At 44.6% G+C, this 23,659-nt stretch carries 24 protein-coding genes and 1 riboswitch; of the genes, 17 read left to right on the forward strand and 7 right to left on the reverse strand.

Features of this window, described 5'->3' with window-relative positions; translation table 11 throughout:
- Positions 1-95 precede the first annotated feature (95 nt).
- Positions 96-770, reverse strand: coding sequence for a glutathione S-transferase family protein (locus AB4589_RS19125; protein WP_372101511.1), 675 nt, complete (start codon positions 768-770; stop codon positions 96-98).
- 481 nt (positions 771-1,251) lie between these two features.
- On the opposite strand from AB4589_RS19125, the gene AB4589_RS19130 reads away from it, so the two are divergent.
- From AB4589_RS19130 to thiM, 11 genes are all read left to right on the forward strand, one after another.
- Entirely contained in the window at positions 1,252-2,349 is a 1,098-nt protein-coding gene (locus AB4589_RS19130) for a YdcF family protein (protein WP_017077471.1), read from the forward strand.
- Between the two features lie 130 nt (positions 2,350-2,479).
- The gene (locus tag AB4589_RS19135; RefSeq protein ID WP_009844829.1) at positions 2,480-2,731 is read left to right on the forward strand and encodes a DUF2999 family protein; all 252 of its coding nucleotides are present in this window, start codon (positions 2,480-2,482) and stop codon (positions 2,729-2,731) included.
- A gap of 421 nt (positions 2,732-3,152) precedes the next feature.
- Positions 3,153-4,181 (forward strand): DUF4382 domain-containing protein, encoded by a 1,029-nt coding sequence (locus tag AB4589_RS19140; RefSeq protein WP_372101512.1) that lies wholly within the window; start codon positions 3,153-3,155, stop codon positions 4,179-4,181.
- 175 nt (positions 4,182-4,356) lie between these two features.
- Complete coding sequence (locus tag AB4589_RS19145; protein WP_372101513.1) at positions 4,357-5,085, forward strand: helix-turn-helix domain-containing protein; 729 nt, start codon at positions 4,357-4,359, stop codon at positions 5,083-5,085.
- An 85-nt stretch (positions 5,086-5,170) separates the two neighbouring features.
- Positions 5,171-6,088: a DMT family transporter gene (locus AB4589_RS19150; protein ID WP_372101514.1), complete on the forward strand. Its 918-nt coding sequence runs from the start codon at positions 5,171-5,173 to the stop codon at positions 6,086-6,088.
- A gap of 98 nt (positions 6,089-6,186) precedes the next feature.
- A riboswitch (TPP riboswitch) is annotated at positions 6,187-6,298 on the forward strand.
- Between the two features lie 96 nt (positions 6,299-6,394).
- Positions 6,395-7,288: a bifunctional hydroxymethylpyrimidine kinase/phosphomethylpyrimidine kinase gene (gene thiD / locus AB4589_RS19155; RefSeq protein ID WP_198594787.1), complete on the forward strand. Its 894-nt coding sequence runs from the start codon at positions 6,395-6,397 to the stop codon at positions 7,286-7,288.
- Positions 7,278-8,036, forward strand: coding sequence for an ABC transporter ATP-binding protein (locus AB4589_RS19160; RefSeq protein WP_372101515.1), 759 nt, complete (start codon positions 7,278-7,280; stop codon positions 8,034-8,036). Before thiD ends, AB4589_RS19160 begins: the two co-directional genes overlap by 11 nt.
- Positions 8,029-8,844: an ABC transporter permease gene (locus AB4589_RS19165; RefSeq protein WP_372101516.1), complete on the forward strand. Its 816-nt coding sequence runs from the start codon at positions 8,029-8,031 to the stop codon at positions 8,842-8,844. Before AB4589_RS19160 ends, AB4589_RS19165 begins: the two co-directional genes overlap by 8 nt.
- A gap of 114 nt (positions 8,845-8,958) precedes the next feature.
- Positions 8,959-9,915 carry an ABC transporter substrate-binding protein gene (locus tag AB4589_RS19170; protein WP_017068449.1) on the forward strand — a complete coding sequence of 319 codons (957 nt, stop codon included), beginning with the start codon at positions 8,959-8,961 and terminating at the stop codon, positions 9,913-9,915.
- Positions 9,916-9,923: 8 nt separating this feature from the next.
- Positions 9,924-10,604, forward strand: coding sequence for a thiaminase II (gene tenA, locus AB4589_RS19175; protein WP_017077477.1), 681 nt, complete (start codon positions 9,924-9,926; stop codon positions 10,602-10,604).
- A 29-nt stretch (positions 10,605-10,633) separates the two neighbouring features.
- Positions 10,634-11,419 (forward strand): hydroxyethylthiazole kinase, encoded by a 786-nt coding sequence (thiM, locus tag AB4589_RS19180; RefSeq protein ID WP_102497306.1) that lies wholly within the window; start codon positions 10,634-10,636, stop codon positions 11,417-11,419.
- 135 nt (positions 11,420-11,554) lie between these two features.
- Here the strand turns inward: thiM and AB4589_RS19185 are convergent, their stop codons facing one another.
- Positions 11,555-13,498, reverse strand: coding sequence for a methyl-accepting chemotaxis protein (locus tag AB4589_RS19185; protein WP_102456570.1), 1,944 nt, complete (start codon positions 13,496-13,498; stop codon positions 11,555-11,557).
- Between the two features lie 262 nt (positions 13,499-13,760).
- Here AB4589_RS19185 and thiE point away from each other — a divergent pair, with 262 nt between their 5' ends.
- Positions 13,761-14,378: a thiamine phosphate synthase gene (thiE, locus tag AB4589_RS19190; protein ID WP_102534997.1), complete on the forward strand. Its 618-nt coding sequence runs from the start codon at positions 13,761-13,763 to the stop codon at positions 14,376-14,378.
- A gap of 128 nt (positions 14,379-14,506) precedes the next feature.
- Here the strand turns inward: thiE and AB4589_RS19195 are convergent, their stop codons facing one another.
- Both AB4589_RS19195 and AB4589_RS19200 read right to left on the reverse strand, forming a co-directional pair.
- On the reverse strand, positions 14,507-14,851 hold the full coding sequence (locus AB4589_RS19195; RefSeq protein ID WP_372101527.1) for a thiamine-phosphate diphosphorylase: 345 nt from the start codon (positions 14,849-14,851) through the stop codon (positions 14,507-14,509).
- Between the two features lie 419 nt (positions 14,852-15,270).
- A complete protein-coding gene (locus AB4589_RS19200; protein WP_372101517.1) occupies positions 15,271-16,173 on the reverse strand; it encodes a LysR family transcriptional regulator in 903 nt (300 codons plus the stop codon).
- Between the two features lie 138 nt (positions 16,174-16,311).
- Here AB4589_RS19200 and AB4589_RS19205 point away from each other — a divergent pair, with 138 nt between their 5' ends.
- Complete coding sequence (locus AB4589_RS19205) at positions 16,312-16,749, forward strand: PACE efflux transporter (RefSeq protein WP_372101518.1); 438 nt, start codon at positions 16,312-16,314, stop codon at positions 16,747-16,749.
- A gap of 195 nt (positions 16,750-16,944) precedes the next feature.
- Here the strand turns inward: AB4589_RS19205 and AB4589_RS19210 are convergent, their stop codons facing one another.
- On the reverse strand, positions 16,945-17,412 hold the full coding sequence (locus AB4589_RS19210) for a hypothetical protein (RefSeq protein ID WP_012600934.1): 468 nt from the start codon (positions 17,410-17,412) through the stop codon (positions 16,945-16,947).
- Positions 17,413-17,718: 306 nt separating this feature from the next.
- Positions 17,719-18,714 (reverse strand): helix-turn-helix domain-containing protein, encoded by a 996-nt coding sequence (locus AB4589_RS19215; RefSeq protein ID WP_372101519.1) that lies wholly within the window; start codon positions 18,712-18,714, stop codon positions 17,719-17,721.
- Between the two features lie 159 nt (positions 18,715-18,873).
- On the opposite strand from AB4589_RS19215, the gene AB4589_RS19220 reads away from it, so the two are divergent.
- From AB4589_RS19220 to AB4589_RS19235, 4 genes are read left to right on the forward strand one after another with little or no spacing between them, the layout of a single operon-like run.
- On the forward strand, positions 18,874-19,995 hold the full coding sequence (locus AB4589_RS19220) for an HlyD family secretion protein (protein ID WP_372101520.1): 1,122 nt from the start codon (positions 18,874-18,876) through the stop codon (positions 19,993-19,995).
- The gene (locus AB4589_RS19225) at positions 19,985-21,004 is read left to right on the forward strand and encodes a DUF2955 domain-containing protein (RefSeq protein ID WP_372101521.1); all 1,020 of its coding nucleotides are present in this window, start codon (positions 19,985-19,987) and stop codon (positions 21,002-21,004) included. Before AB4589_RS19220 ends, AB4589_RS19225 begins: the two co-directional genes overlap by 11 nt.
- Before the next feature lie 22 nt (positions 21,005-21,026).
- Entirely contained in the window at positions 21,027-22,127 is a 1,101-nt protein-coding gene (locus tag AB4589_RS19230) for an AI-2E family transporter (protein ID WP_017096361.1), read from the forward strand.
- Positions 22,128-22,787 carry a potassium channel family protein gene (locus tag AB4589_RS19235; protein ID WP_017101524.1) on the forward strand — a complete coding sequence of 220 codons (660 nt, stop codon included), beginning with the start codon at positions 22,128-22,130 and terminating at the stop codon, positions 22,785-22,787.
- A 121-nt stretch (positions 22,788-22,908) separates the two neighbouring features.
- On the opposite strand, the gene AB4589_RS19240 is transcribed toward AB4589_RS19235, so the two are convergent.
- Positions 22,909-23,448 carry a DUF3332 family protein gene (locus AB4589_RS19240; protein ID WP_371726598.1) on the reverse strand — a complete coding sequence of 180 codons (540 nt, stop codon included), beginning with the start codon at positions 23,446-23,448 and terminating at the stop codon, positions 22,909-22,911.
- Between the last annotated feature and the right edge of the window lie 211 nt (positions 23,449-23,659).

Raw genomic sequence — 23,659 nt, forward strand, 5'->3', positions numbered from 1 at the left:
TACGATTGGTATAAAGATCAAAGAGCCGATTTCATCGGCTCTTTTTGTTTGAGGTTTAGCTGTCACTTAGGAGAGTACTGAATCCCTAGCATCTTCTACTTCGCATAATTCGAAGGAAACAGTGCTCGTTTTGCTTCTTCATCACGTTCGGTTTTAAACTCGACGTCTTTGCCGATTTCGCGGGCACGTAGTGCGGCAGGGCGGGCGTTGATTGCATCGAACCAGCGCTTCAAATTCGGGTAAGGTTCTAAGCCTTCTTCACCAAGCACGAAAGGTGCTTTATCAATCCAACCCCATGCAGCGACATCGACAATGGTGTACTCATTTCCGACGATAAACTCACGATCTTCCATGTGCTTTTCTAACACTTCGTAATGACGTTGTGCTTCACGTAGGTAACGGTTCACAGCGTAGTCTAGGCCTGCTGGCGCAGCATGACGGAAGTGTACCGATTGACCGGAATAAGGGCCAAGTCCGCTGGCGATAAACATCATCCAAGAGAGTAGTTCAGCTCTGTCTTCTGGCTGACCAGCTAGCTTGCCTGTTTTCTCAGATAGGTACAGCAGGATAGCGTTAGAGTCGAATACACGTTGTCCTTCGTCTTCAATCGCAGGCGTTTTGCCATTTGGATTGATTAAACGATATTCCGGTGAATGCTGCTCGCCCTTTAAGGTATCGACAGGAACAAGTTCAAAATCTAGGCCTGTCTCTTCTAGAAACAGAGCGATCTTCATTGGATTGGGTGTTTGGTGAAAATAGAACTTAAGCATGAGGTAACTCCTTGTATTGGTCATTCATTAAAGCACCACTTGAACGATCGTTCAATGATGATTTTGAGTTTTCTGTGAATTGACTGATTTGATATCACACTCTGTGCTTTTTGAACTTGGTTGAGCAAACGTGAATGAGCGTGGACTGAAAGGGAGATGGCGTTTAAGTTGCTGAAATAATGAACATAAAACGCTCATTTAGAAATAAGACAGAGCTTCGAAACTTACGGATTTAGATAAAATAGGCAGGTGGGATTCGAAGTTAAATATTCCAAAGACATCGAGGGAGCTCCTCATAATTCGAAGCTATCTGGATATTTGAGCTTACTCTGGCGCATAAAATCGTGATCTGCAGCCACATCTTATGCAACAAATGATTATTAACCTTGGAGAGTAAGGTTTGGTTCACGGTTTTTTAATCTTGGCGGCTTACATTGGTGAGCAAATCTGATGTGAACACTTAACGACACAGGATCTTTCCATGAAAAAGAACATTATCGCCCTCGCTCTTGGTGGCATGCTCGCTTTTGGCGCAACACCTTATTCTTTTGCTGCTAACGATGGCGCAGTACAGGCTTCAGCGGATTACGCGCAGTTGGTGACTAAGCGACAAGTTGTCGACCAATTACTTCTTGATGCGTTGCAGGCGTTTAAGTCTCCGGCAAGAATTTCACACGCGGGCTTCACGGCTAAAATGCCAAGCAACATGGAAATTGTGACTAACCGATTGTTAGAAGCGTACCAACTAGAACCTTACCGTACTGACTTGTTGATCTCGGCAGCGAACGCTCAGATCTACAACAAGAACGCAGAACGCGCTATTGAGTTGTTTGAACAAGCACTGACGGTTGCGCCAGACGATGTCGACCTTCATGCGTATCTAGCGGTTTGGCAGCGATTTGAAGGCAATGAAAGTGAATCGAATAAGCACATGGAGAAGCTGGAAAGCCTGAACAAAGGTAAAGCAGAAGACATCAAACGTATTTTTGCAACGGTCGACCGCGTGTTAGAAACACCTCTTAAAGAGTCTGCGGATAAGGGACTGTTGAGCGACCACGGTGCCATCGTCACTTTGGGTTACGCGCTTAACCCTGATGGTTCTATGCATGAGATCTTGATTGAACGTCTTGAAACGACATTAGCAATGTCGAAAGCGAACCCAGACGCGATGATCGTGTTAACCGGCGGCGTGCCTAAGAACCATAAGACAGAAGGTAAGTTAATGGCGGATTGGCTTATCTCAAAAGGGGTAAGCAAAGACCGCATCATTGAAGAGAACTACGCGACCAGCACGGTAGGCAATGCCTTGTTCAGTAGCTATGCGCTTGCTCGTCATGATATTAAACATGCGACCATTATCAGCTCGGCAAGCCATGTTCGTCGTGGTCAAACTCTGTTTGAAATTGCTAGCTGGCAAACTGGCCCTCAGGGCATCACCTTTGATACGGTTTCTTACCCAGATAAGCCATTAGAAGATCTTAAGAAAGCGAGCAGTGGTGAGCTTCTAGGCATCTACCGTGACGCACTGAGAACGTATGGTATGTGGAGCTACCGCTCTTACCCATTAGAGTCTCGCTAAGCCCAAGCATTATTTGCGTTTGGGAAAAGCACAGTTCGTGTTAAACCAAAGCTTCACTTGCTAGTACAATCGAGCACAGCTAGATGGTATGCTGTGCTCCTATTTAATTTAGTGTTTCAAAGGCAAAAAAATGAACCCGATTTTAGCAATGTTGAAAGAGAACAATATCAGCGACGAGCAGATCAGCGAGATATTCAAGACGTTGACAGAGAACCCTCTTGCAGCAATGGCGACAATCAGCCAACTTGGTTTACCACAAGATAAGCTTCAAATGCTGATGGGTCAGGTAATGCAAAATCCTGCGCTAATCAAAGAAGCAGTTGAAGAGCTTGGCCTAGATTTTTCTAAGGTTGAAGCCGCTAAAGAGCAACTTCAAAAATAAGTGAATTTGAATGAGCTAATACCGATTTAGCTTAATCCACATTCAATAAAAAGGTCGTTTAAGTTCAGCAATAGGCTGTCTTAACGGCCTTTTTTGATCTTGGGGGCGATTTTTTACCTTGATTTGATTACATCCAATCATCCTCTCCGACCCTATACATACCGACTATTTCAACACAATTGACAGCAACCTTGCCAAATACGTGCGACTACTGACAATTTACTTACTAGACTTAATTAACCTATGTGCGACCTGATATGTGCACCTTGATGAACAGAGTTTTTGGATGAAGAAAGCCTTGAATAATAGGGCTAACCGATTTGGCCATAAGCGCGGTTTATCTATGAGTCACATTAAGGAAAAGAATAAGAGGGCAACAAACTAAGCCCTCTATTAAGCAGTGATTTATAGGACATGAGTTATGAAGTATTTAAAGGAAATCGCTTTAGCGAGCCTTGTGCTGGCTGGGCTTGTTGGTTGTGGCGGTGATTCAGGTTCATCAAGCAGCACGACACCCATTACCTTGAGCGTGAGTGATGCGCCCATTGATGATGTTAAAGACGTCACCGTGACATTCAGTAAGGTCGCTTTGCTTCCTCAAGAGGGAGGTTCGCCACTGATTTATGATGTGTATAAAACGGACGAAAACGGCGATTACGTTGATGAAAATGGCGATCCATTGCCAGATGGTGAGGATCCGATTCCATTAAGTGTGAATTTGTTGGATTACCAAGGCAGCGAGGCGCTTCCTTTGATTGAAAATGAGGTCATTCCGGTAGGCAGTTATAAGTTGTGTGTGTTCGCAAATGACGGCGATCATCCAACAGATCCATCTTACGTGATAGAAAACGATGGTATGACTCGTGAGTTAACAGTGAAAGGTGAAGGCGCGTGCCCGCAAGGCGTGGGTAAAGAAGATAGCGCTGGCGTGCTTTTCTTTAACAACTCATTTAATGTGAACCAACAAAGTAACGACTTTGTTGTCGAGTTCGATCTTCGACGTGGGCTAAAGAACAGTTCAAGTCTCCCTGATTACACCATTCAAAGAACGTCTGTGAGCCTTATCAATACGGTTGAGACAGGAAACATTGAAGGGACTGTTGCGAGTACAACTTTTGAAGCTTGTAACCCTACAAATGACAATACATTCGTTCAGTCGGTGTACTTGTATGAAGGTGATGTTGATAAAGCTGACATGGCTCCGATTGGCGGCAGTGATGAAGTGAAACCGATCACTTCAGCGTCAGTGACAATGAATCAAGCACAGACTAACTATAAGTTCTCTCTGGGCTTCATTGATCCAGGTACTTACTCATTGGGTTATACCTGTACTGCGCAGTACGACAGTGATGAAGACAATGCAGATCCGGTTGCTGATGGTTTTGAAATCTATGATGTTCAAAATAGTGTTCAGGTATTGGTTGGTCAGGATAACCAAGTATCGTTTTAAATCTTTGACGTGATTTAGCATTCGAATAAAAACGGCCTCTTATTTGGAGGCCGTTTTTGATCATGTCACCTAGTTAAGCATGAATTTGATGTGCATTGAGTGTGACTCTAGGGAAGTGATAATGTAACGTTGTATCTCTTACTTGAACCTAGCGAAATGTACTCCGGTGTTGCTCATGAAATCTAGCTTAAGCATTCGATCTTACACCAAGCAATTTAATACCCATGCTCATGATGATCATCATCAACTGGTATTGCCGATCCAAGGCAGTATCAATATCGAGATGGTGGGGTATGTCGGCAAAGTGGCCGTGGGAGAATGTGTGGTGATTCCGGTAACCACAGCGCATGCGTTTAAGGCGGATGAAGCCGCGCGGTTTATTGTCGCGGATATGGCGGAGTTGCCGCAGCACTTGTTGGAGCATGAGCTCTCGGTTTTCACGATAACGCCACCTTTGATGAGCTTCTTGTTGTTTGTTGAGAAGCAGCTGGAATATCAGGTCGATAGTGGTATTGAGTCATCAATCGTGGAGGTGTTCTCACTGCTGTTAGAGCAACAACAAGTGAGCAAGAGCATCGACCCAAGAATCCGTGCCGTACAAAGGCTGATCGCGGATAACTACACCCAGCCGTTGTCCATTTCACAACTTGCTGAAACGGCCTGTTTGAGCCCTACTCAATTCAAAAAATGCTTCAAAGAGTGCCTGGGTATCAGTGCGCTTAAATACATCACTCGATATCGTATGGAGAAAGCTCAAGCCTTGTTAACCCACACCGATTTACCGGTTCAATTGATTGCCGAAAATGTGGGTTATAGTGATGTATCTGCTTTCAGTCGTCGTTTCTCTCAGCACTTTGGAATGTCACCAAGGGCGTTTCTAGGCTCCATGAAAGAGAGTCTTTAGAAACAACAATAGCGTCCTTTCGGCAAACTAACTTTTATCAATCTTCACTATTATCTATTTCAGAACTGAAAATTGGGTAATAGAAATGAATCTTGCCATCAATCGCGTTAACGAATTCCAAACGGGCACTTTAGCCATCTTGTTTGCTTCTATTTTATGGGGCACGACAGGCACCGCTGCAAGCTTTGCTCCCGATCTAAGTCCATTAGCAATTGGTGCTTTCTCTATGGGCGTCGGTGGCCTAATGCAAGCCGGCTTGGCGTATCGAAAAATCCTATTCGCTTTCGACAAACTTTTGCAGAACAAGAAGCTGTTGGCAGTGAGCGCTTTGGCTTTGGCGATCTATCCTTTAGCTTTCTATTCTTCAATGAAATTATCAGGCGTGGCGATTGGTACCGTGGTTTCGATTGCAACCGCACCTTTCTTTTCGGCTCTGTTAGAGTGTCTGATTAGCAAAAAGAATAATATCAACAAACGTTGGCTCACTAGCTTTGCGATTGGTGTGGTGGGTATTGGGTTGTTGGTGTTTTCAGAATCTTCATCGACGAATGAATCCGGTGATGATCTCAAGCTGTTAGGTATTGCTTTAGGTCTGGTCGCTGGGTTGTGTTACGCCATTTATTCTTGGGCGACCAAAGCACTGATCGACAAAGGGATTAAGTCACAAGCGGCGATGGGCAGTATTTTTGGCCTTGGTGCGATGCTGTTGCTGCCAACGCTCTGGTTTACGGGTGAGAACCTGTTTTCCTCGCAGATTAACGTATTAGTCATCAGTTATCTGACGTTAATTCCACAATGCTTGGGCTATATCGCGTTCAGTTTTGGTTTACGCCACGTGACCGCGAGCAGTGCCAATCTGCTGACCCTGTTTGAACCAGTAGTTGCAGCGGTGCTTGCCGTCTGCGTTGTCGGTGAGCTGATTCCTTTTATAGGTTGGCTAGGTATGTTTCTGATTGTGCTGTGCTTGTTGATACAGTCGAAGCCAGCTAAAGGAACGCTATAAGTATTTGTTTTGTAGTGCCTAATTGAAATTCATTCATGCGTAATTCTTATAATTGAATAAAATCAGTATCTCAGTTGTGAGAGTGCTGTTACTATCGCTATCAATAGTCGGGGGGCATATACCTTATTTGGTGTTTGCTGAGATCGTTAGTCGAGACCCGTTGAACCTGATTCAGTTAACACTGGCGTAGGGAACTATAAGCACTCGATCTACGTCTGCACCCATGAAAGCTTTCATGAGCCTATTGCGACTTCTCCTTCGATCGGTGTTCGTTCTCCTACGTCTTGTAAGATAGTAGGAGCGACAATGACACACAGTTCTATTTCAAAAGATTTAACGCCAAAAGCCTCAGTTTCACAGCACTCTGCTGATGGTTCGATTCGCACGAACACTCCGATTGTATTGACGATCGCTGGCTCAGACAGTGGCGGCGGTGCCGGTATCCAAGCTGATATTAAAGCCATGTCTGCTACAGGTAGTTTCGCTTGTTCGGTAATTACCGCTATCACTTCCCAGAACACGCAAGGCGTTTCCGCCATTTTTCCTATTCCACTCGACCATGTTGCTAGCCAGTTAGATGCGGTTTTTACTGATCTGAATATCGTGGCAGTAAAAGTCGGCATGTTGGCTGATTCGCAAATCATCAAAGTCGTCGCTGACAAAATTAAGCAGTACCAACCTAAGCATCTTGTGATTGACCCTGTAATGGTCGCGACAAGTGGCGATCTTCTCTTAGAAAACTCTGCCATTACAACGCTGAAACAAGAACTGATTCCACTGGCAGACATCATTACTCCTAACTTGCCAGAAGGTGCGGCGCTAACAGGCAAGCCGGTACCTGAAAGCGAAGCTGAAATGCAGGGCATGATTGAAGATTTACGCGCACTAGGTGCTAAAGCCGTTCTTCTCAAAGGCGGTCATTTAGAGAAAGATGAAAACAGTAACGATCTACTGATTCTCCCGACGACGTCTGCCTTAATTAGCGCGAAGCGTTTCCCGACTAAAAACACCCACGGCACGGGCTGTACGCTTTCATCTGCCATTGCTTCTTTCTTGGCTCAGGGCAACACGCTGGCAGAAGCTGTTGACCTAGGCAAACAATACATTTCTCGCGCGATTGCTCATGCTGATGAGTTGCAAGTTGGTCAAGGTCATGGCCCGGTAAATCACTTCTTCGCTGGACACGGTAATGTCCGTTAATACGGTTGGCGTTCAACTCAGCAACGCGACGTTACGTTACCGAGACAGCGAGTACGCGACCTTGTCTGGGTTGTCGCTTAGCTTAAACGCAGGTAAGTGGACAGTATTGCTGGGTAGAAGTGGCTGCGGAAAAACTACGGTATTGCGTTATCTGGCAGGCTTGCTGGACGACAAGGTGGAGTGGCAGGGCACATTGGCAACGTCTGATGAATTGCCTTTAACCGATCGCATCGCTTACATGGCGCAGAAAGATTTGTTACTGCCATGGCTATCGGTCATCGACAATGTTTGCCTGAGTCATCGTTTTCAGAATCCAGTTTCTGATAAAGCACTGCAAACCAATCAAGCACTAGAGTTGTTAGCTGCGGTTGGTTTGGCTGATCAGGCGTCTACTATGCCGGATCAATTGTCTGGTGGTATGCGCCAGCGTGTTGCTTTGGCTCGAACCTTAATGCAAGACAAGCCAGTGGTGCTGATGGATGAACCGTTCTCTGCGCTGGATGCGGTAACAAGACACAAACTACAGAGCTTAGCGTGTGAGCTGTTAAGAGATAAAACCGTTGTGTTGATCACCCATGATCCACAAGAAGCGGTGCGCTTGGCGGATAATTTGTATGTGTTGCAAGGCACACCTGCGAATGCTCAGTCATTGTCTGTGCCTAACACAGCGACACCAAGAGTGTTAGATGGTGAATGTGCTGAGTTACAACAAGCGATCTTAGATCAGTTGGAGCGTGATTATGAATGATCTAACGCGAAGCGAAGCTGTGGCTCGTTCAACTAACACACAGATCACAACTACACGTCCTCGTCAGATGAATCCCGTTATGCGTTTGCTTATCAGCAGTGCTGTGATTCTCGGTTTATGGCAAATGGTGGTCGTTATCTTCGAGATGCCGAGCTTCATTCTTCCCGCTCCGGCAGAAGTCTTTTTAAAGCTGATTGAACGTTACGATGTGTTACTCAAACACACTTGGGTGACTGCGCAGGAGATCTTACTTGGCTTGATACTCGGTTTGTCGATGGGGCTGTTTTTCGCCCTGCAGATGTTGATGTTTGATCCGTTGAAACGTTGGCTATTGCCTATCTTAATCGCTAGCCAAGCGATCCCTGTGTTTGCGATTGCGCCAGTATTGATGTTGTGGCTTGGTTATGGCATCGCCTCAAAAGTGGTGATGGCAGCGATCATTATCTTCTTCCCCGTGACCACTTGTTGTTATGACGGCTTACGTAATACACCGACAGGTTATCTCGATCTTGCCAAGACGATGGGTGCATCGAAATGGCAATTGCTGCGTTATATCCAACTGCCTGCTGCGCTGCCAACATTAGCGTCTGGCATTCGTGTGGCGGTGGTTATTGCCCCAATTGGCGCGGTCGTCGGGGAGTGGGTGGGCTCGAGTGAAGGGCTGGGTTACCTAATGCTACAGGCCAACGCGCGCATGATCATTGATGAGATGTTTGCGGCCTTGTTTATCTTGGCGGTGCTGTCTATCTCGCTCTACTTCATCACAGACAAGTTACTCAAAAAAGCTATCCCTTGGGAGAACCAGTAATGGTTCGATAACACTTGTTTAATAAAGCTTCGCTCACGCTATTTATCTAAACAAAACTTCGTTAAAAATTAGCTCTATAAACACAATAATAATATTCAAAAGGAAAGGTTAACCGTGAAAAATACAAAATTGATAGGTGCAGTGGCACTGCTTGCTTCATTGGTTTCAGGTCATGCTCTAGCGGACTCTGAACAAAAGAAACTGACACTGATGTTGGATTGGTTTGTGAACCCGAACCATGGCCCAATTGTGATCGCTCAAGAGCGTGGCTACTTTGCTGACCAAGGCTTAGACATTGAAATTCAAGAACCAGCTGACCCAAGCACGCCAGCAAAATTGGTTGCGGCAGGTAAGGTCGATTTAGCGGTAACTTACCAACCAAGTTTAACTATGGATGTGGCAGCGGGTCTTCCTTTGGTTCGTGCATCAACCCTTATCGCGACGCCACTGAACACACTAATGGTACTGGATAATGGCAAGAACGATTCACTAGCGGATCTGAAAGGCAAAAAGATCGGTATTGCGATTGCGGGTAACGAAGAAGCGACCATCGGCACCATGCTAGCTCAAGAAAATGTTGCATTTACAGACGTGCAAACCATCAATGTCGGTTGGGCACTTTCATCTTCATTGGCATCGGGAAAGGTAGATGCAATCTGGGGTGGCCTACGTAACTTCGAAACTAACCAGCTAGCCCTTGAAGGTTTTAAAGCAAAAGCATTCTTCCCAGAAGAGCACGGTGTGCCAGCTTACGATGAGCTTATCTTTGTTGCGAACGCAAAGCAGCACGATGATGAAGCGATCAAAGCGTTCAACAAAGCATTGGAGCAAGCAACAACTTACATCGTGAACCACCCACAAGAGTCATGGAGCGAGTTTGTTGCGTATTCACCAGATACGTTGAACAACGAGCTTAATCAACGCGCATGGAACGACACACTGACTCGTTTTGCACTTCGCCCTTCAGCGGTTGATCTAAAACGTTACGACGATTACGCGCAGTTTATGTTCGACAAAGGCATTATCAAATCACTACCAAAAGCGGCTGACTACGTACCGACTTTTGACTAAGGAATCTCATGAAATACCAAGACTTAATCCAAGCCTGTCAACAAGATTGGCAAGACTACACAGAGCATGATTTTGTTAAAACGTTGGCAAACGGCACACTCGCTCAGCCTTGTTTTCTGCATTATTTGAAACAAGATTTTCTGTTTTTGAAGCAGTATGCACGTGCTTATGCATTGGCAATTTACAAGGCTAAAACCTTGGCTGATATGCGTCGTGCACTGCCTAGTGTTCATGCTCTGCTTGATTCTGAAATCTCTCACCACGTGACTTACTGTGGTCAATGGGGTTTAACCGAATCTGACTTAGAAAACGAACCGGAAGATTTCGGCACAGTCGCTTACACGCGCTACGTTCTGGATGCAGGCATGACGGGTGATCTTGTTGACTTATATGCGGCACTGGCTCCGTGTTCAATTGGTTACGCTGTGATTGGTAAAGCGCTGTTAGAAAGCAGCGATACTGTATTAGAAGGCAACCCATACGCAAGCTGGCTGCAACTGTATGGCGGTGAAGAGTTCCAATCTGGCGTGGCAACGGGCGCAGAATACTTCAATCAGCTGCTTGCTGAAATTGATATCAACAGCGAGCGCGGTCAGAACATCGTTCATATCTTCAAAACCGCAACGCGTATGGAAGTGGCTTTTTGGCAGCAAGGGCTGAACGCTCTCAATGATTCAACCTCGGCTTAAAAGCGACTTTTACGAATAAGGATTTATCCATGCTAACTGAACAAATCATCCAATCGTTGCGCGCAGTACGAGAGCAAAAGCCACTGGTTGTGAACATCACTAACTACGTTGTGATGAACAACACGGCCAATGCGTTATTGGCGATTGGCGCTTCGCCTATCATGGCGCACTCGCAGCAAGAACTGGCTGAGATGATGTCTTTCTCTGGCGCGCTTGTGATCAACATCGGCACGCTCGACAGTGTTTGGACGCCAAGAATGTGTTTTGCTGTTGAGCAAGCGAACGCGAACAACAAGGTTGTGGTTCTTGACCCTGTGGGTTGTGGCGCAAGTACACTGCGTACCGAGACTTCTCGAGAAATTGCACGCTTAGCGGATAAGCTAATCATTCGTGGCAACGCGTCTGAGATCATTGCGCTAGCGGGTGAGCAAGCACAGAGCAAAGGCGTTGATGCGCTGGATAGCAGTGATGCTGCATTAGGCGCAGCGCAATGCTTAGTCGCTGAATACGGCGCGAATGTGGTGATTTCTGGTGAGACGGATTACGTTGTCACCAAAGACAGTGTTGTGACGTTAAACAATGGTCATCCAATGATGCCGTATGTGACGGGCATGGGTTGTACTCTTACTGCATTAACGGGAGCTTTCGCTGCAGTCGGTGATGACAGTGGCTTGGCTGCCGCAGCGGTGTTGGGTGTGGTTGGTGAAATCGCAGCTGAGAACTCACGCGGCCCGGGTAGCTTGCAGATGAACTTACTCGATGAGCTGTATCAATTAGATGAAGAGACACTGATTCAACGTTTAAAGATTCAGTAGCCTCAATCTGGCTATAAGTATTTAGCTCACTAAAAAGCCCCCAACACGAATGTGCTGGGGGCTTTCTTATTATATAAACCGTGTTCGCCATATTTTCAATAAACGAGGCTCGAAATAACAGAGACTTAAAGTCAGCTAGGTTCTAAATCGATTTACTTGGCTCTCTAGATGATGAGCAACCTCGGTTAAGTCACTCGCGGCACCAGAAATGCTGCTGACCGACTCTTGGTTGCTTTGTGCGATGGTGTTTGCACCTTGCGCGTTTTCACCCAACGACTTGGTTAAGCAATCTTGTTCGTCAACAGATACTGCGATCTGGCTGTTGGCCTGATTCAAATCTTGGATGTGTTGGTTAATCACATGCAGGTTCTGAGAGGCTTGTTGTGCCTGAGTCGAAGCATCTGAAACCGTGCTGTGACTCTCTTTGATCGACTCTAACGCATCTTTAGCGCCACGCTGTAACGAGGTGATGAGTTCGTCAATCTGGCTCGCAGAATCTTGAGTACGCTTAGCGAGCGTTCTCACTTCATCGGCTACCACGGCAAACCCACGGCCTTGCTCACCCGCACGAGCGGCTTCAATGGCAGCGTTCAATGCCAGTAGGTTGGTTTGTTCAGAAACGCCTTTAATTACTTCAAGAATGGCACCAATGTTCATTGACTCTTTGTGTAGGTCAGTCACTTTTTGGCTGCTGACCTGCATGCTTTCATCGGCGCTGCCAATTTCATGCAGTGTTTTGTCTACTTCTTTGAGTCCCATTGCCACATTCTCGGTTGCTTGGTTAGCAACTTGAGACGCGTGGTTAGCACTTGCAGCAATTTCTGAAGTGCTGGAAGCCAATTGATCAACGGCAGAAGAGATATTGATCATTTCACTGTTCAATTGTGTTGCGTTGGTCGAGCTGTTGTTTGTCACTTGATTGAGTGACTCCGACATCTCACCAATACGCACGCTAGAGCGGTTCACTTGGCCAACAATATCGCGCAGAGATTCAATCGTAATCTCCATGTTGGTCAGCAGTTCGCCAATCTCGTTTTTGCTCTCAATGTTCACTTCAACATTCAGGTTGCCCTGAGAAAGCTCATTGGTGATCTGTTTAACCTGTGCGATGCCTTTGGTAATAGAACGAGTCACCAACACAGCGCTCGTCATGCCAATCACCAAAGCCACACCCGTCAGCAAGAAGATGATTTGAACTGAACGTTTTTCACTGGCTTGCAGTTCTGGCGTTAATGCTTGTTTCTGTTGCTCTAGAATACTTTGAGCATCGGCTACCGCGATAGCCAAGCTGTCACCAATCGAGGCAAGAGTCGCAGTTCTTTGCGTGTTCTCGATCATTTGTTGATGAACTTGCTCAAAGCCTTTTGCATACGCTTCGCGCTGGTTAGAGAAATCTTCAATCAGTTCACTTTGGTAAGGGGATGATTTAAGAGATTCAATGTCGCCTTCAATACCTGGTAGCGCGTATTCAAAGATATCTTTACCCGCCTCATAGGTTTTGAGGTCGTTGTTGTTTGAGTAACTCAGTACAGTGATCTTGGCTGCGAGGAAATTCTCCATCAACATGCCCGCGTATAAGCTCGCGTTTGGATCATTGTTATTGTAAGACTCATACAACAAGCTCTGAGCCGCTTTCAGTGCGTTGGTTTCTCGTTGGACCATCTCAACGTTGACCAGTTGGTCTATCAGAAGCTCACTCTGTTTCATTGAACCATAAGCCACATCAAACGCCGCCACACTGTCTTGCACTAATTGCAGGCTAGCTAGGCTATCGGTTTTGGTGGTGGATTGGATTAAGTTGTTGAGCAGTTCATCAATCGCAAGTTTGCTTGATTGATAATTCGTTTCGTACTGTTCATCCAATGACTCTAAGTAACGTTCAGAAGCTAAACGCATCTGAAGAAAGTGCACTTGAATGTTGCTAGATAATGTCGCTTTTTGGCTGAGCTCACTGTATTGGCTAAAGCCGTTCGACAAGGTTTGGATACCTTTGTAACTCACAAAGCCTGAAATGACGAAAAAGAGCAAGCAGATGGCATAACCCAGCTTGATCTTGAGCGCTATAGAAAGGTGGCGCATAACTATCCCTATATTTACCTGATTCCTTCACTGTGGAGTATTTCATAAAACAGCGTTCTGGGCATGCTTGAAGTGAATTCTTTGTGTAATAAGTAACGCTTTAGTTAAAAAGTTCAGGTTTTTCGTTATGCTTTCAACGAGTTGCGTATTCGATGGTGCGTGTGTAATTGAGCTAATTTAGTATTAACTTCCATGCACATGATGCGATTTGTCGGTAAAATAGTGCAACGCCAATTTTAGACATCGACTCCAAAGGTACGAAATGAACCCTTATAAGCTCTACTTAGTAACGGATGACCAACAAGATTTAGAAACGCTTAAGTTCGTGGTTGAACAAGCGGTTGCGGGTGGCGTCACTATGGTTCAAGTAAGAGAGAAACATGGGGACGTAAGAGCCTTCATTGAACGAGCACAAGCCGTAAAGTCGATTTTGGCAGGTTCTGGTGTACCGCTGATCATTAACGATCGGGTAGACGTTGCATTGGCTGTCGACGCCGATGGTTTGCATTTGGGGCAATCGGATATGCCTGCAGAGTTAGCACGCCAGTTGATTGGTCCAGATAAGATTCTTGGGTTATCAATTGAAACTGAACAGCAGCTACAACAAGCCGATAGTTTGCCGATTGATTACATTGGCCTCAGTGCGCTTTTTGCCACACCAACCAAGACGAATCTAAAGAAACATTGGGGTTATGAAGGCATTCAAATGGCTTTGGAGACAACGAAGTTGCCGATTGTGGGTATCGGTGGAATTAACGAGTCGAACATTCCGCAGTTGGTCAAGACAGGTATTCATGGGTTGGCTTTGGTGTCAGCGATATGTCACGCTGAAAACCCAAAACAAGCGACGCGGGATCTGTTGTCTCTGATGGGAGAGTGAAAGGGTTATAGACTAGAAAACAAATGAGGTTAACCATTTGTTTTCTAGTTAAAGAACAGGCTAATAGAAAGGCTAAATTGGCCTATCGCTTGAGCTTTTAAGACAATTTATTTAATACACAGTTTGGTTTACTGAGCGTATAAAGCAACAGTACCGATGATCATAAGAACGATCGCGGCATACCAGCCGTATTGTGCGGTCTTATCAGCAACAAACACCTTAATATAGTTGAGCTCTTCATGCGCCATTGCGATGAAGTCTGTGTAGTTAATCGATAACTCACGGCTGGCTTCTTTCAAGTCTTGCTGAAGTTTGTTGAAAGCCTCATCGATGAAGCCTTTTGTTTCTGAAACAGACGGAGTAGCAGCCAAAGTTAGGCTATTCCAAACCGCCATACGCGATTCATATTCGCTTTCACTGACACAATTAAGTACGCGTAAATCATACTCTCGTTTGTTACGCTCTTTACCCATTTTCTCAGGGCAAATATTTCTTAAAACGTTCACGACAAATTTTCCAAAAGGTTCATTTAGATATAAAAAAGCACTCGAAGAGGGCTCATAAACTGGGTGCGAATCAATATTCAAAAGTGATCTATTTGAAGCTTTCACAAGTGGTTGCAGGGCAGGGGCACTTATGTGGGAGATTTGAAGTTGGGTCAGTGGTGTTAAAGAGCGATTTGGGTCTGTCTACATTCGTTTGAAAAGACACACCCGGTTGGGATCGCAGTGTAGTTAGGTCACTTTTGGACATCAACTAAGGTGTTTTATCCACACGACAAAGAAAATTATCGGCACGAAAGCCGGAAATGAGGCAGTGCTGGAGAAAACACCACAGTCATTGACTTAGGATTCAGTTGCTAAAATAGGCTGAACTCAAGAATTGAGGGAGATTAGTTGGCTTGCCATTGATTGTTCTCTAATGAGTGGCCTTTTAGTTTTTCAAGTAAACTTGTTAACACTGGGCCATTGATATGGCTGCGAGACACTAAGCAACCCACTGGAGTAATCCAACCACCATGCTCGTGTGCCACTGGCAGTGCTACAAGTTCGCCTTTTTGAATGCCTTCCATCACCATCATTTCAGGCACATTTGCCCACCCTACGTTCTGTTCAACGAGATCGATGATCGTTTTGTGGTTGTTGGCATACCAAATCATGGAGCTGATGCCATAGGTGAACCACAATTCGCGCTGCTTAGAACTACGATGCACACATTGGCGGTAGCGCTTTAGGTCTGAGTCTTGAACGACGGGCATTTGGCTCAGCTCGTGAGTGGCGGAGCTAACTGTAAGAAAACGTGCTTGACCCAGTAAGAAGAAGTCCATATCTACTTTAAGTTCACCATCCGCATAGATGATGCCAATCTGTGCTTTGCCGCGTCTGACTAAGTCTTCAACATCGAAGGTTGAGGTGGTAATAATATCGAAATGTGTGATTGGAAACTGATCGGCTAGTGAGCTGATTATCTTAATGAAATTCTTATCTATGATGCTCTCATCAATGGCAATGATCAGTTCGTGTTCATCTTCTTGTGTCAGCGATTCTACTTTTTGGTCGAAGTACTTTTGTTGGTCGAGAATCGACTTAGCGACAGGCAATAAGGCTTTACCTGTGTTGGTCAAAACAGGGATGTTTTTCTCGCGGTTAAACAGCTCTTGATCGATGGCTATTTCTAGGTTGGCGATCGATTGGCTGACACCAGACTGAGCGCGTTTCAGCTTGCGTGCTGCAGCAGAAAAAGAGCCACTTTCACACACGGTGACGAAGACTTTTAGTTGCTCAAAACTGTACATGTTACTTCTCGCTCAATACCAAATGGGATGATAATGCTCAGGCTATCACTAATCGTGATGGCTGTTAACTTTCTCTTATTATTTCCGATGACATAATAAGAGCTAATCCAACCCATACTAGATTATTTAGAGGAATGTATGAGTACGTTAGAAAGAGTGTTTCACTCAGTATTATTTGAAGTACTGGCCGTAACACTATCAATTATAGGCTTAGCGATATTTACTGATCATGATGTGAATGCCTTATCAGGAACCATGATAGTTGTTGCGACCATCGCCATGATTTGGAACTACTGTTTCAACCGCATTTTTGATCGCTACTTCACGGGTGAAAAATCAAAGCGTTCGCTCAAGTTACGTGTTTTTCATGTCGTGCTATTTGAGGCAGGCTTGCTGGTGGCGACGATCCCAGTGATGGCTTACTTACTTGATGTGGGGATTTGGCAGGCATTTTTAATGGATATCGGCGTGACCATTTTTATTACCATTTACGCGTTTGTGTTTAATCTGATTTACGATCACGTGAGAGCCTTCTTGGTGCACAGATCTTTCGCGGTTAAATTTAGAGCGAGCTAAAAATGGTCTTAATCGTGGCGAGGGAGAAGTAACCTCGTCATTCTAAGCTCATCTCCGTCAACACTCCCTCAAAAAAGCGCAAAACGCTTTTAACCGATCCTTCGGGAAGCGTTTTGCTTTTTAGTGATGCAACGTTATCGGCTTCCCGAGTAGCCCACTTATTGTTGGTAGTTCACTTGAAAATTGATAGAGCAGTTAGGCTTTTTCGGTTTTCTGCGTGTCATCCAATGCAAAGTAGATTTTAGAAACAATCACTTCGGCAACCAGAATGGTAAATACCACTGCAAAGAAGGCGACGACACCGTTCCAAGGCCCCGTGAAATCCACTTTGTCACCAAATAAGATATTGATGGCTTCTAGCATCACGAATTTTGAACCGACGAGAATCACATAGCTCGACAGGCCTCTGTAGATCTTAGGGGCAGTGCCGGGTTTCGACTTGAAGTAATCCGCGAGCTTATGTTCTAAGCCGATAGACAACTTGAGTAACAGCTGTAGCAAAATCGCAGCAGCAAATGAGATGGTGAAAGACTCGATATTGACGAAGTCCCAATATTCATCAAAAAAATTGAGAACGGTTAAATCAACGAGTACGGCGAGTGTGTAACCGACAAAGAGCCGTTGGGGCGTATTAAATCCATATACTTTTTCTATATTGCTTATCTACATCTTCCTGAGTAAAGGGTTATAAAAAACTTAGGAGATAAACTTATAACTTTCAAACGCTTATTATTTTATATGCGAAACAGCTCTTAAAGTGGGTGTGGCGCATTATGGTAAGTATCTCTGTCGAGATTGATCCAAGATAGTACTTCGACTTAAAGAGGAGTACGTATGATTATTTATTTTAGGGTACAAGACGTAGAAGAGCTTTGGGGCGCGATAGATCTAGCGACACTCTTACAAATGGAACTGAGAGGGAGGCCAGATTGTACTTAGTCCAAAATTGTATTCAGTCCAAAACTACACTTAGTCCAAAATTGAACGTTGGTAAATCTTCGGCGTAAGACCAGACACACGCTTAAACGCACGAGAGAAATGAGAGATGTTGGTGTAACCGAGTTGGCTAGAAATGTAGGTCAGCGTGTGGCCTTCTTCCATCAGTTCGCAAGCTACCGAAAACATCAGGTTCTCTTTGATTTTTCGATAAGTGGTGTTTTCGTTCTTGAGTTTGCGTTGGAACGTTCGCACCGAAAAGTTGAGTAACTCAGCGGCTTCTTCGAGAGAGAGATCTTGTTCTTTCATGTACGGCTTTAGAAGCTCATAAACGCTATCGGTAAAGCTAGTATGCCACTCAATAAGTGTCGGTTTAGCACTGAGTTCTTTAGAGGTTAGGCTAATTGGGAGTTGTAAGATTTCTTCAGGAATAAGTACAGCCGTCGACGACTGATCAACAAACAGTTGGCAGCTACTTGGCACCAGTGTTTTGACGACATCGATGTCATGTCCTTGTAGACGCACCTTATTAGGTAACCATGGCGATTGGTATAAAATGGTTATTAATTCAATGATATATGTAATCGCAAAAGCTTCTCCCCATTGAAACATAGGGGAATTGTCTTCCGGGGCGGTTCGACAAAACCAGCTCTGACCGTGTTCTTGAATAAACTCGACCTTGCTCCCTGGGGAGTCGTAGGCAAAGATTGAATTGATCTGTTTTAGTGCATCACCAATGGTTTCGAATTCGGTAAATTGATGCAAGACATTTGGGATGATTCGACGTCGAAATGCCAGTCCTAGAATATCGGTGAACCGAGATACGCCAAGTTGCGCCGATGTGAGATAAATCAAACGCTTAATGGATTCCGATGGCACAAAATCGCTTTCTGATTCGATAAGGTCAGGTGGTAAACCGGAATCTTTAAGCAACATATGTAAATCAAGACCATAGTCAGAAAAAACCTGAACCAGAATTTTAGCGTAGTTCGTCTGAATTACTGGGACTTGGTAGTGACTAGAGGTCATGAGAATACAATCCTGTATATATTGTTGCATTATTAGACGTGCATATCATTTGCAACGTTTTGTTTACTAAATCTAACCCTATTTACTTGAGTTTTCCATTGCTGGGTTTATTTTTAAAGTATTAATTTTGTTGATGTTAGTTATCTAGAAGGGAGCCCCATGTCAGAAGCTAAAGGGAATAAGCAAGAAGCCAATGAAGAAGTTGGCCAGCAAGAAAACGGAAAAGACAAAGTAAGAAAGGTCACAAACTACCTATTGTTGTTTGTTGCATTCATGTTGCTCTTCAGTGTCATTTCAGACCGCATCATCCCTATTACTGATAATGCTCGTGTAAAAGGTTATATCGTTCCAATCAAGCCAGAGGTGTCGGGTAAAGTACTCGATATACTGGTTCAACCAAACCAACTGGTTAGTCAAGGTGACAAGTTAGCCATTTTAGATGAGTCTGATTACAAAATTGCAGTACAACAAGCAGAGCAAAATTTAGAGATTGCAGGCCAAAATGTCGGTGCTCAAACCGCGAGTATTGCTTCAGCGCAAGCGAAACTCACTTCAGCGATTGTTGAAAGACAAAACACCAAGCTACAAGCCAAGCGTGTTTTAGAGATGGCTGATAAAGGTGTGGTTTCTAAATCAGATGCAGATAAAGCGAGAGCCGCATTAGCAACGTCTCGAGCGGCGGTTGTCAATGCAGAAGCTGACCTTGACCGTGCTAAGAAACAAATGGGTAAAGAAGGTCAAGAAAACAGCCAAGTGAAAGCAGCGTTGTTGGCACTTGAACAAGCACAGTTGAACCTAGAGCGCACCGTGATTACAGCACCGACACAAGGGGGCGTTTCTAACTTTAGCCTTTCTGAGGGTTTTTACGCATCAGCAGGTCAACCGATCATGACTTTTGTTTCAACGGAAGATATCTGGATTGAAGCTTATTATCGTGAAAATAGCCTAGGTAACGTAACCGTCGGTGATGAAGTGGAAGTGGCGTTGGATTTCGCTCCAGGACAAATCGTGAAAGGGCGAGTGAGTAGCATCGATTGGGGTGTTGATTGGGGACAAAATGATCAAGCAGGTAAGCTTGCTCAAGCTAGCCAACAAACGGGTTGGTTGCGTCAAACACAGATGCTCCCTATCACTATCGAATTTGAACGAGATGAGATGCAAGGCATGCTTCGAGTGGGCGGCCAAGCGGATGTGATTGTTTATAGCGGCGACAACTTTGTGTTCAACGCGATAGGCAAAGTATGGATTCGTCTGATTAGCGTATTGTCTTATGTCCGATAAGCCGATTCCTGACCAACAAACACAGCAACGGATCCTGCGGTTTACCGTAGGGGTCACGTTGGCTGTTTTCTTGGCGGCATGGATAAACTGGCCACTTGCGTTTGTGGCGCCAGTGTTCACTGCTAAGTTCTTAATTGATAAACCAAATCTCCATAAGGAAACGGTCTACGAATTGTTATTGGCTGTTGTTGTCACCATGGGGTTAGGTTTATTGCTGTCGCGAGGAATTACCCATTACCCGATCCCACTACTGATTTTAGTGGGGCTAATGATGCTTTGGGGTTACTACTTGTTTGTAGACCCTAAATGGAATCTGTTCGCCACCATACTGTTGATTGCTGTTTTGATGCTGCCTTTTATGGCGATTGATAACCCCGGAGTCTCTGTTTTGTTGGCATCAGGTTTAGCGACTTCTGGTGTAGTGTCGGTGACTATTTTTGCGCTGGTTCATGTCTTCTTCCCTGAACCTAAGTCGGAGTTCTCTGGCTTTGCGTCGGTACCTTTCAATAAGACAGAGCGCTGGTATGCGGCTTTCCGTGCGATGATTATCTCTTATCCCGTTGTGTGCTTTTTCTTTATTTTTCAGATATCTGAAGCATTGTTAACCATGATGTTTATTGCGTTGTTATCGTTAATAATCACTTCAGAAAAATCAGTCAAATTAAGTGCATTTCTGGTGATCAGTAATGGCATTGGTGGCTTGCTAGCGATAGCTGCTTTTTCAATCCTTTCGATTGTTCCGAATATTATCTTCTACTCTTTATTCATAGGCTTGGTCGCTATTGTGATTGCTAAGAAAATCTACACGGTTCCCGAAAAAGCACCGATTTTCGCCACTGCATTTAGTACCTTGCTAGTACTTGTCGGTAGCACATTGATGAGCTCCGGCGATATCGATAGCAACACTTTTATTCGCATATTCCAATTATTGCTAATTGGCATATATATGATTTTGGCCTCTTTATTCCTAGAAACTCGGAATTGGAAGTTTCTACAAAATCAGCATTAATTTTGTCTAACAAGGACGTCTCATGAAGTTAACCGACGATTTTTCAAAACAGGCGATAGACGCTGCCATCAAAATTGCAGCGATTGCTATGCTCGTCTACTGGTGTTTTGCGATTTTACGCCCATTCATTCTATTGGTTATTTGGGGGGCGATCATTGCGACTGCGCTCTATCCAGTTGCTGTCGCGATTTCAAATAAGACGGGAATGTCGAAAGGAAAAGCCAGCGCATTACTGAGCTTTATCGGAGTACTGTTACTGCTCATTCCTTTAGTTGCGCTCTCTTCCGGTATTTACACCAGTGCTTCGGACCTAATGACAGGGCTACAGGACGGAACCCTGTCTCTGCCGAAACCCAAAGAGTCTTTACAAGATATTCCATTCATTGGGGAGAAGGTATATTCAACCTTGGTAGCTGCCTCCAATAATATTGAAGGTACGTTCATAAAGTATGCTGACGAACTGAAACAGTTTGCGACTAAAGCTGCTTCTGTTTTAGGCTCTCTCGGCGGTGGGTTTATTCAGTTTATTATTTCTACCATCATTGCTGGCGCATTTATGAGTAACGCCGATAAGTGCCAAACGGGGGTCACTCACTTAGTGGCTCGCCTAACCGATGGTAAAGGTGAAGAGTTGGTACAGTTATCTAAATCAACGGTACGTAGTGTCGTGCAGGGTGTGATAGGTGTTGCTGTGATTCAATCCATTATGTCAGCAATTGGTTTAGTGATTGCAGGCGTTCCTGCGGCTGCGTTTTGGGCATTAGCTGTTCTGCTCATTGCAATTATTCAACTTCCGCCGATTCTTGCTTTATTACCTGCAATTATTTACATGTTCAGTGTTGAATCGACGCTAGCGGCGAGCCTGTTCTTAGTGTGGTGTATTTTGGTCAGTGGCAGTGACGCTATTTTGAAACCGATGCTATTGAGCCGCGGCTCTCATATCCCAATGTTGGTTATTCTACTGGGTGCGTTGGGCGGAATGGCGATGTCAGGCATCGTTGGTCTGTTTGTTGGTGCTGTGATACTGAGTTTAAGCTATGAGCTGATGATGGCATGGCTTGGACTTGAAGAGAAAAACCAAGAAGAAACTGAGAAAAAACCAGCAGAGGCAGAGGAAAAATAGATGAAGCCAGTCTCTAAAGACGACAACTTCTACTTCTTATTCTATGCACTGTTGGTGTTGTTTTTTGGTTGCGCGGTGATGCAGCAGTTTTATCCGCAAGGTCAAAAGACCATTCTGTTTTTGATCATTATTACTTTGGCTGTTTCGATAGTGGGAATACATAAAGAGCGAGCCTTGTATCGCTCTTGGTATGGTCTGCTATTGATAACCGCTACGGTGTCGGGGGTATTCTCGTTTTTGGAGGACTATAACCTTTCGATAGTGACGTTAACGGCATTGGCGGTGTTTCTGTTCTCACATATTTATTCCGCTCTCAAACAGGTAATGAAAGCAAAGACGGTGACGCCCAATCACATTATTGGTTCTATCTGTATTTACTTGTTGTTAGGGTTCGCTTGGTCGACTATCTACTTGTTGATTTTAGAAATCTTCCCTAATGCATTTAACGGGTTAGAAGAGCAAATCTGGCTGACCAACTTGTTCAATGCGATGTACTTTAGCTTTATCACCTTGACCACGGTTGGCTATGGCGACATATCACCGGCTTTGCCTATTGCTCAATTCTTTGTGTTCATGGAGTCCATTATCGGCAGTTTCTATTTAGCCATCATGGTCGCGAGCTTGGTGAGCATTCGACTTGCACAGTCTCAGTCCCAATAGATCATTTACAAATAATAGAACACATACAAAGAAGCCCAGCAGTAGCCGGGCTTCTTTTTTGCTTTACGCGTTTCAAAGTCAAACGAAGCTTTCAGGTTGAACTCCCTATGAGCTACGAATCTTAAGCTTCAGAGCTTTGAATCTTCTCTAATTCAGCGATAGTCGTTTGCGATACAAGCTGACCATCCATGTAATAGGTAACGTTTTGACCGTTTTTGATGCCTGTTAGAGTCGCGGTTTCACCAGACGTATAGACGATGTCCATTTGAATCGTGTTTTCGTCGATCTTAATCATCTCACCTGTCTCAATGGCACGATTGTTTGAAATCGGTCCTACAGGCGCTTCTTTCAAGCTTGGGTCTAGCTCATCGTTCACTTTGAAGTGGGTATCTGTTTTTGTATCAAATACGTGCGGTGCGCCGCTGATAGGGTTTTTCCCCGTCCAGAACTCCAATGAGTTGAATACCACATAATCGGCCGCGGTAGTAATACCGTATACAGGCGCTAATAAGAAGTTTACACCAGCACGAGCATAACGGTTGTCGACAACTTCGACGTTAAATTTCATCACTTTCCCTGTTACGGCGTTACTGCCGATACAACCAGTTAGCGCAGAAGCCAAAACCGTTAGTCCTACAATTTTAAGTGCAATCTTTTTCATTTTAGTACCTGTATAAGTTAGAAGTCTGTTTTGTTGGAACAGGTGTAGTATGGATTTTAATCGATGATCAGTTTTACCATTTAACGCCATATGGATTAATAAGTAACCAAAAGATAACGTATTGAGAGAATTTAAGTACGCACCTAGATATAACCTATCAAGTTACCGAAAAAACGAGGTTATATAGTGGTATGATCGCGGGCTCAGCACT

This window comes from Vibrio sp. 10N.222.49.A3, assembly GCF_041475145.1.
GTDB lineage: Bacteria > Pseudomonadota > Gammaproteobacteria > Enterobacterales > Vibrionaceae > Vibrio > Vibrio tasmaniensis_A.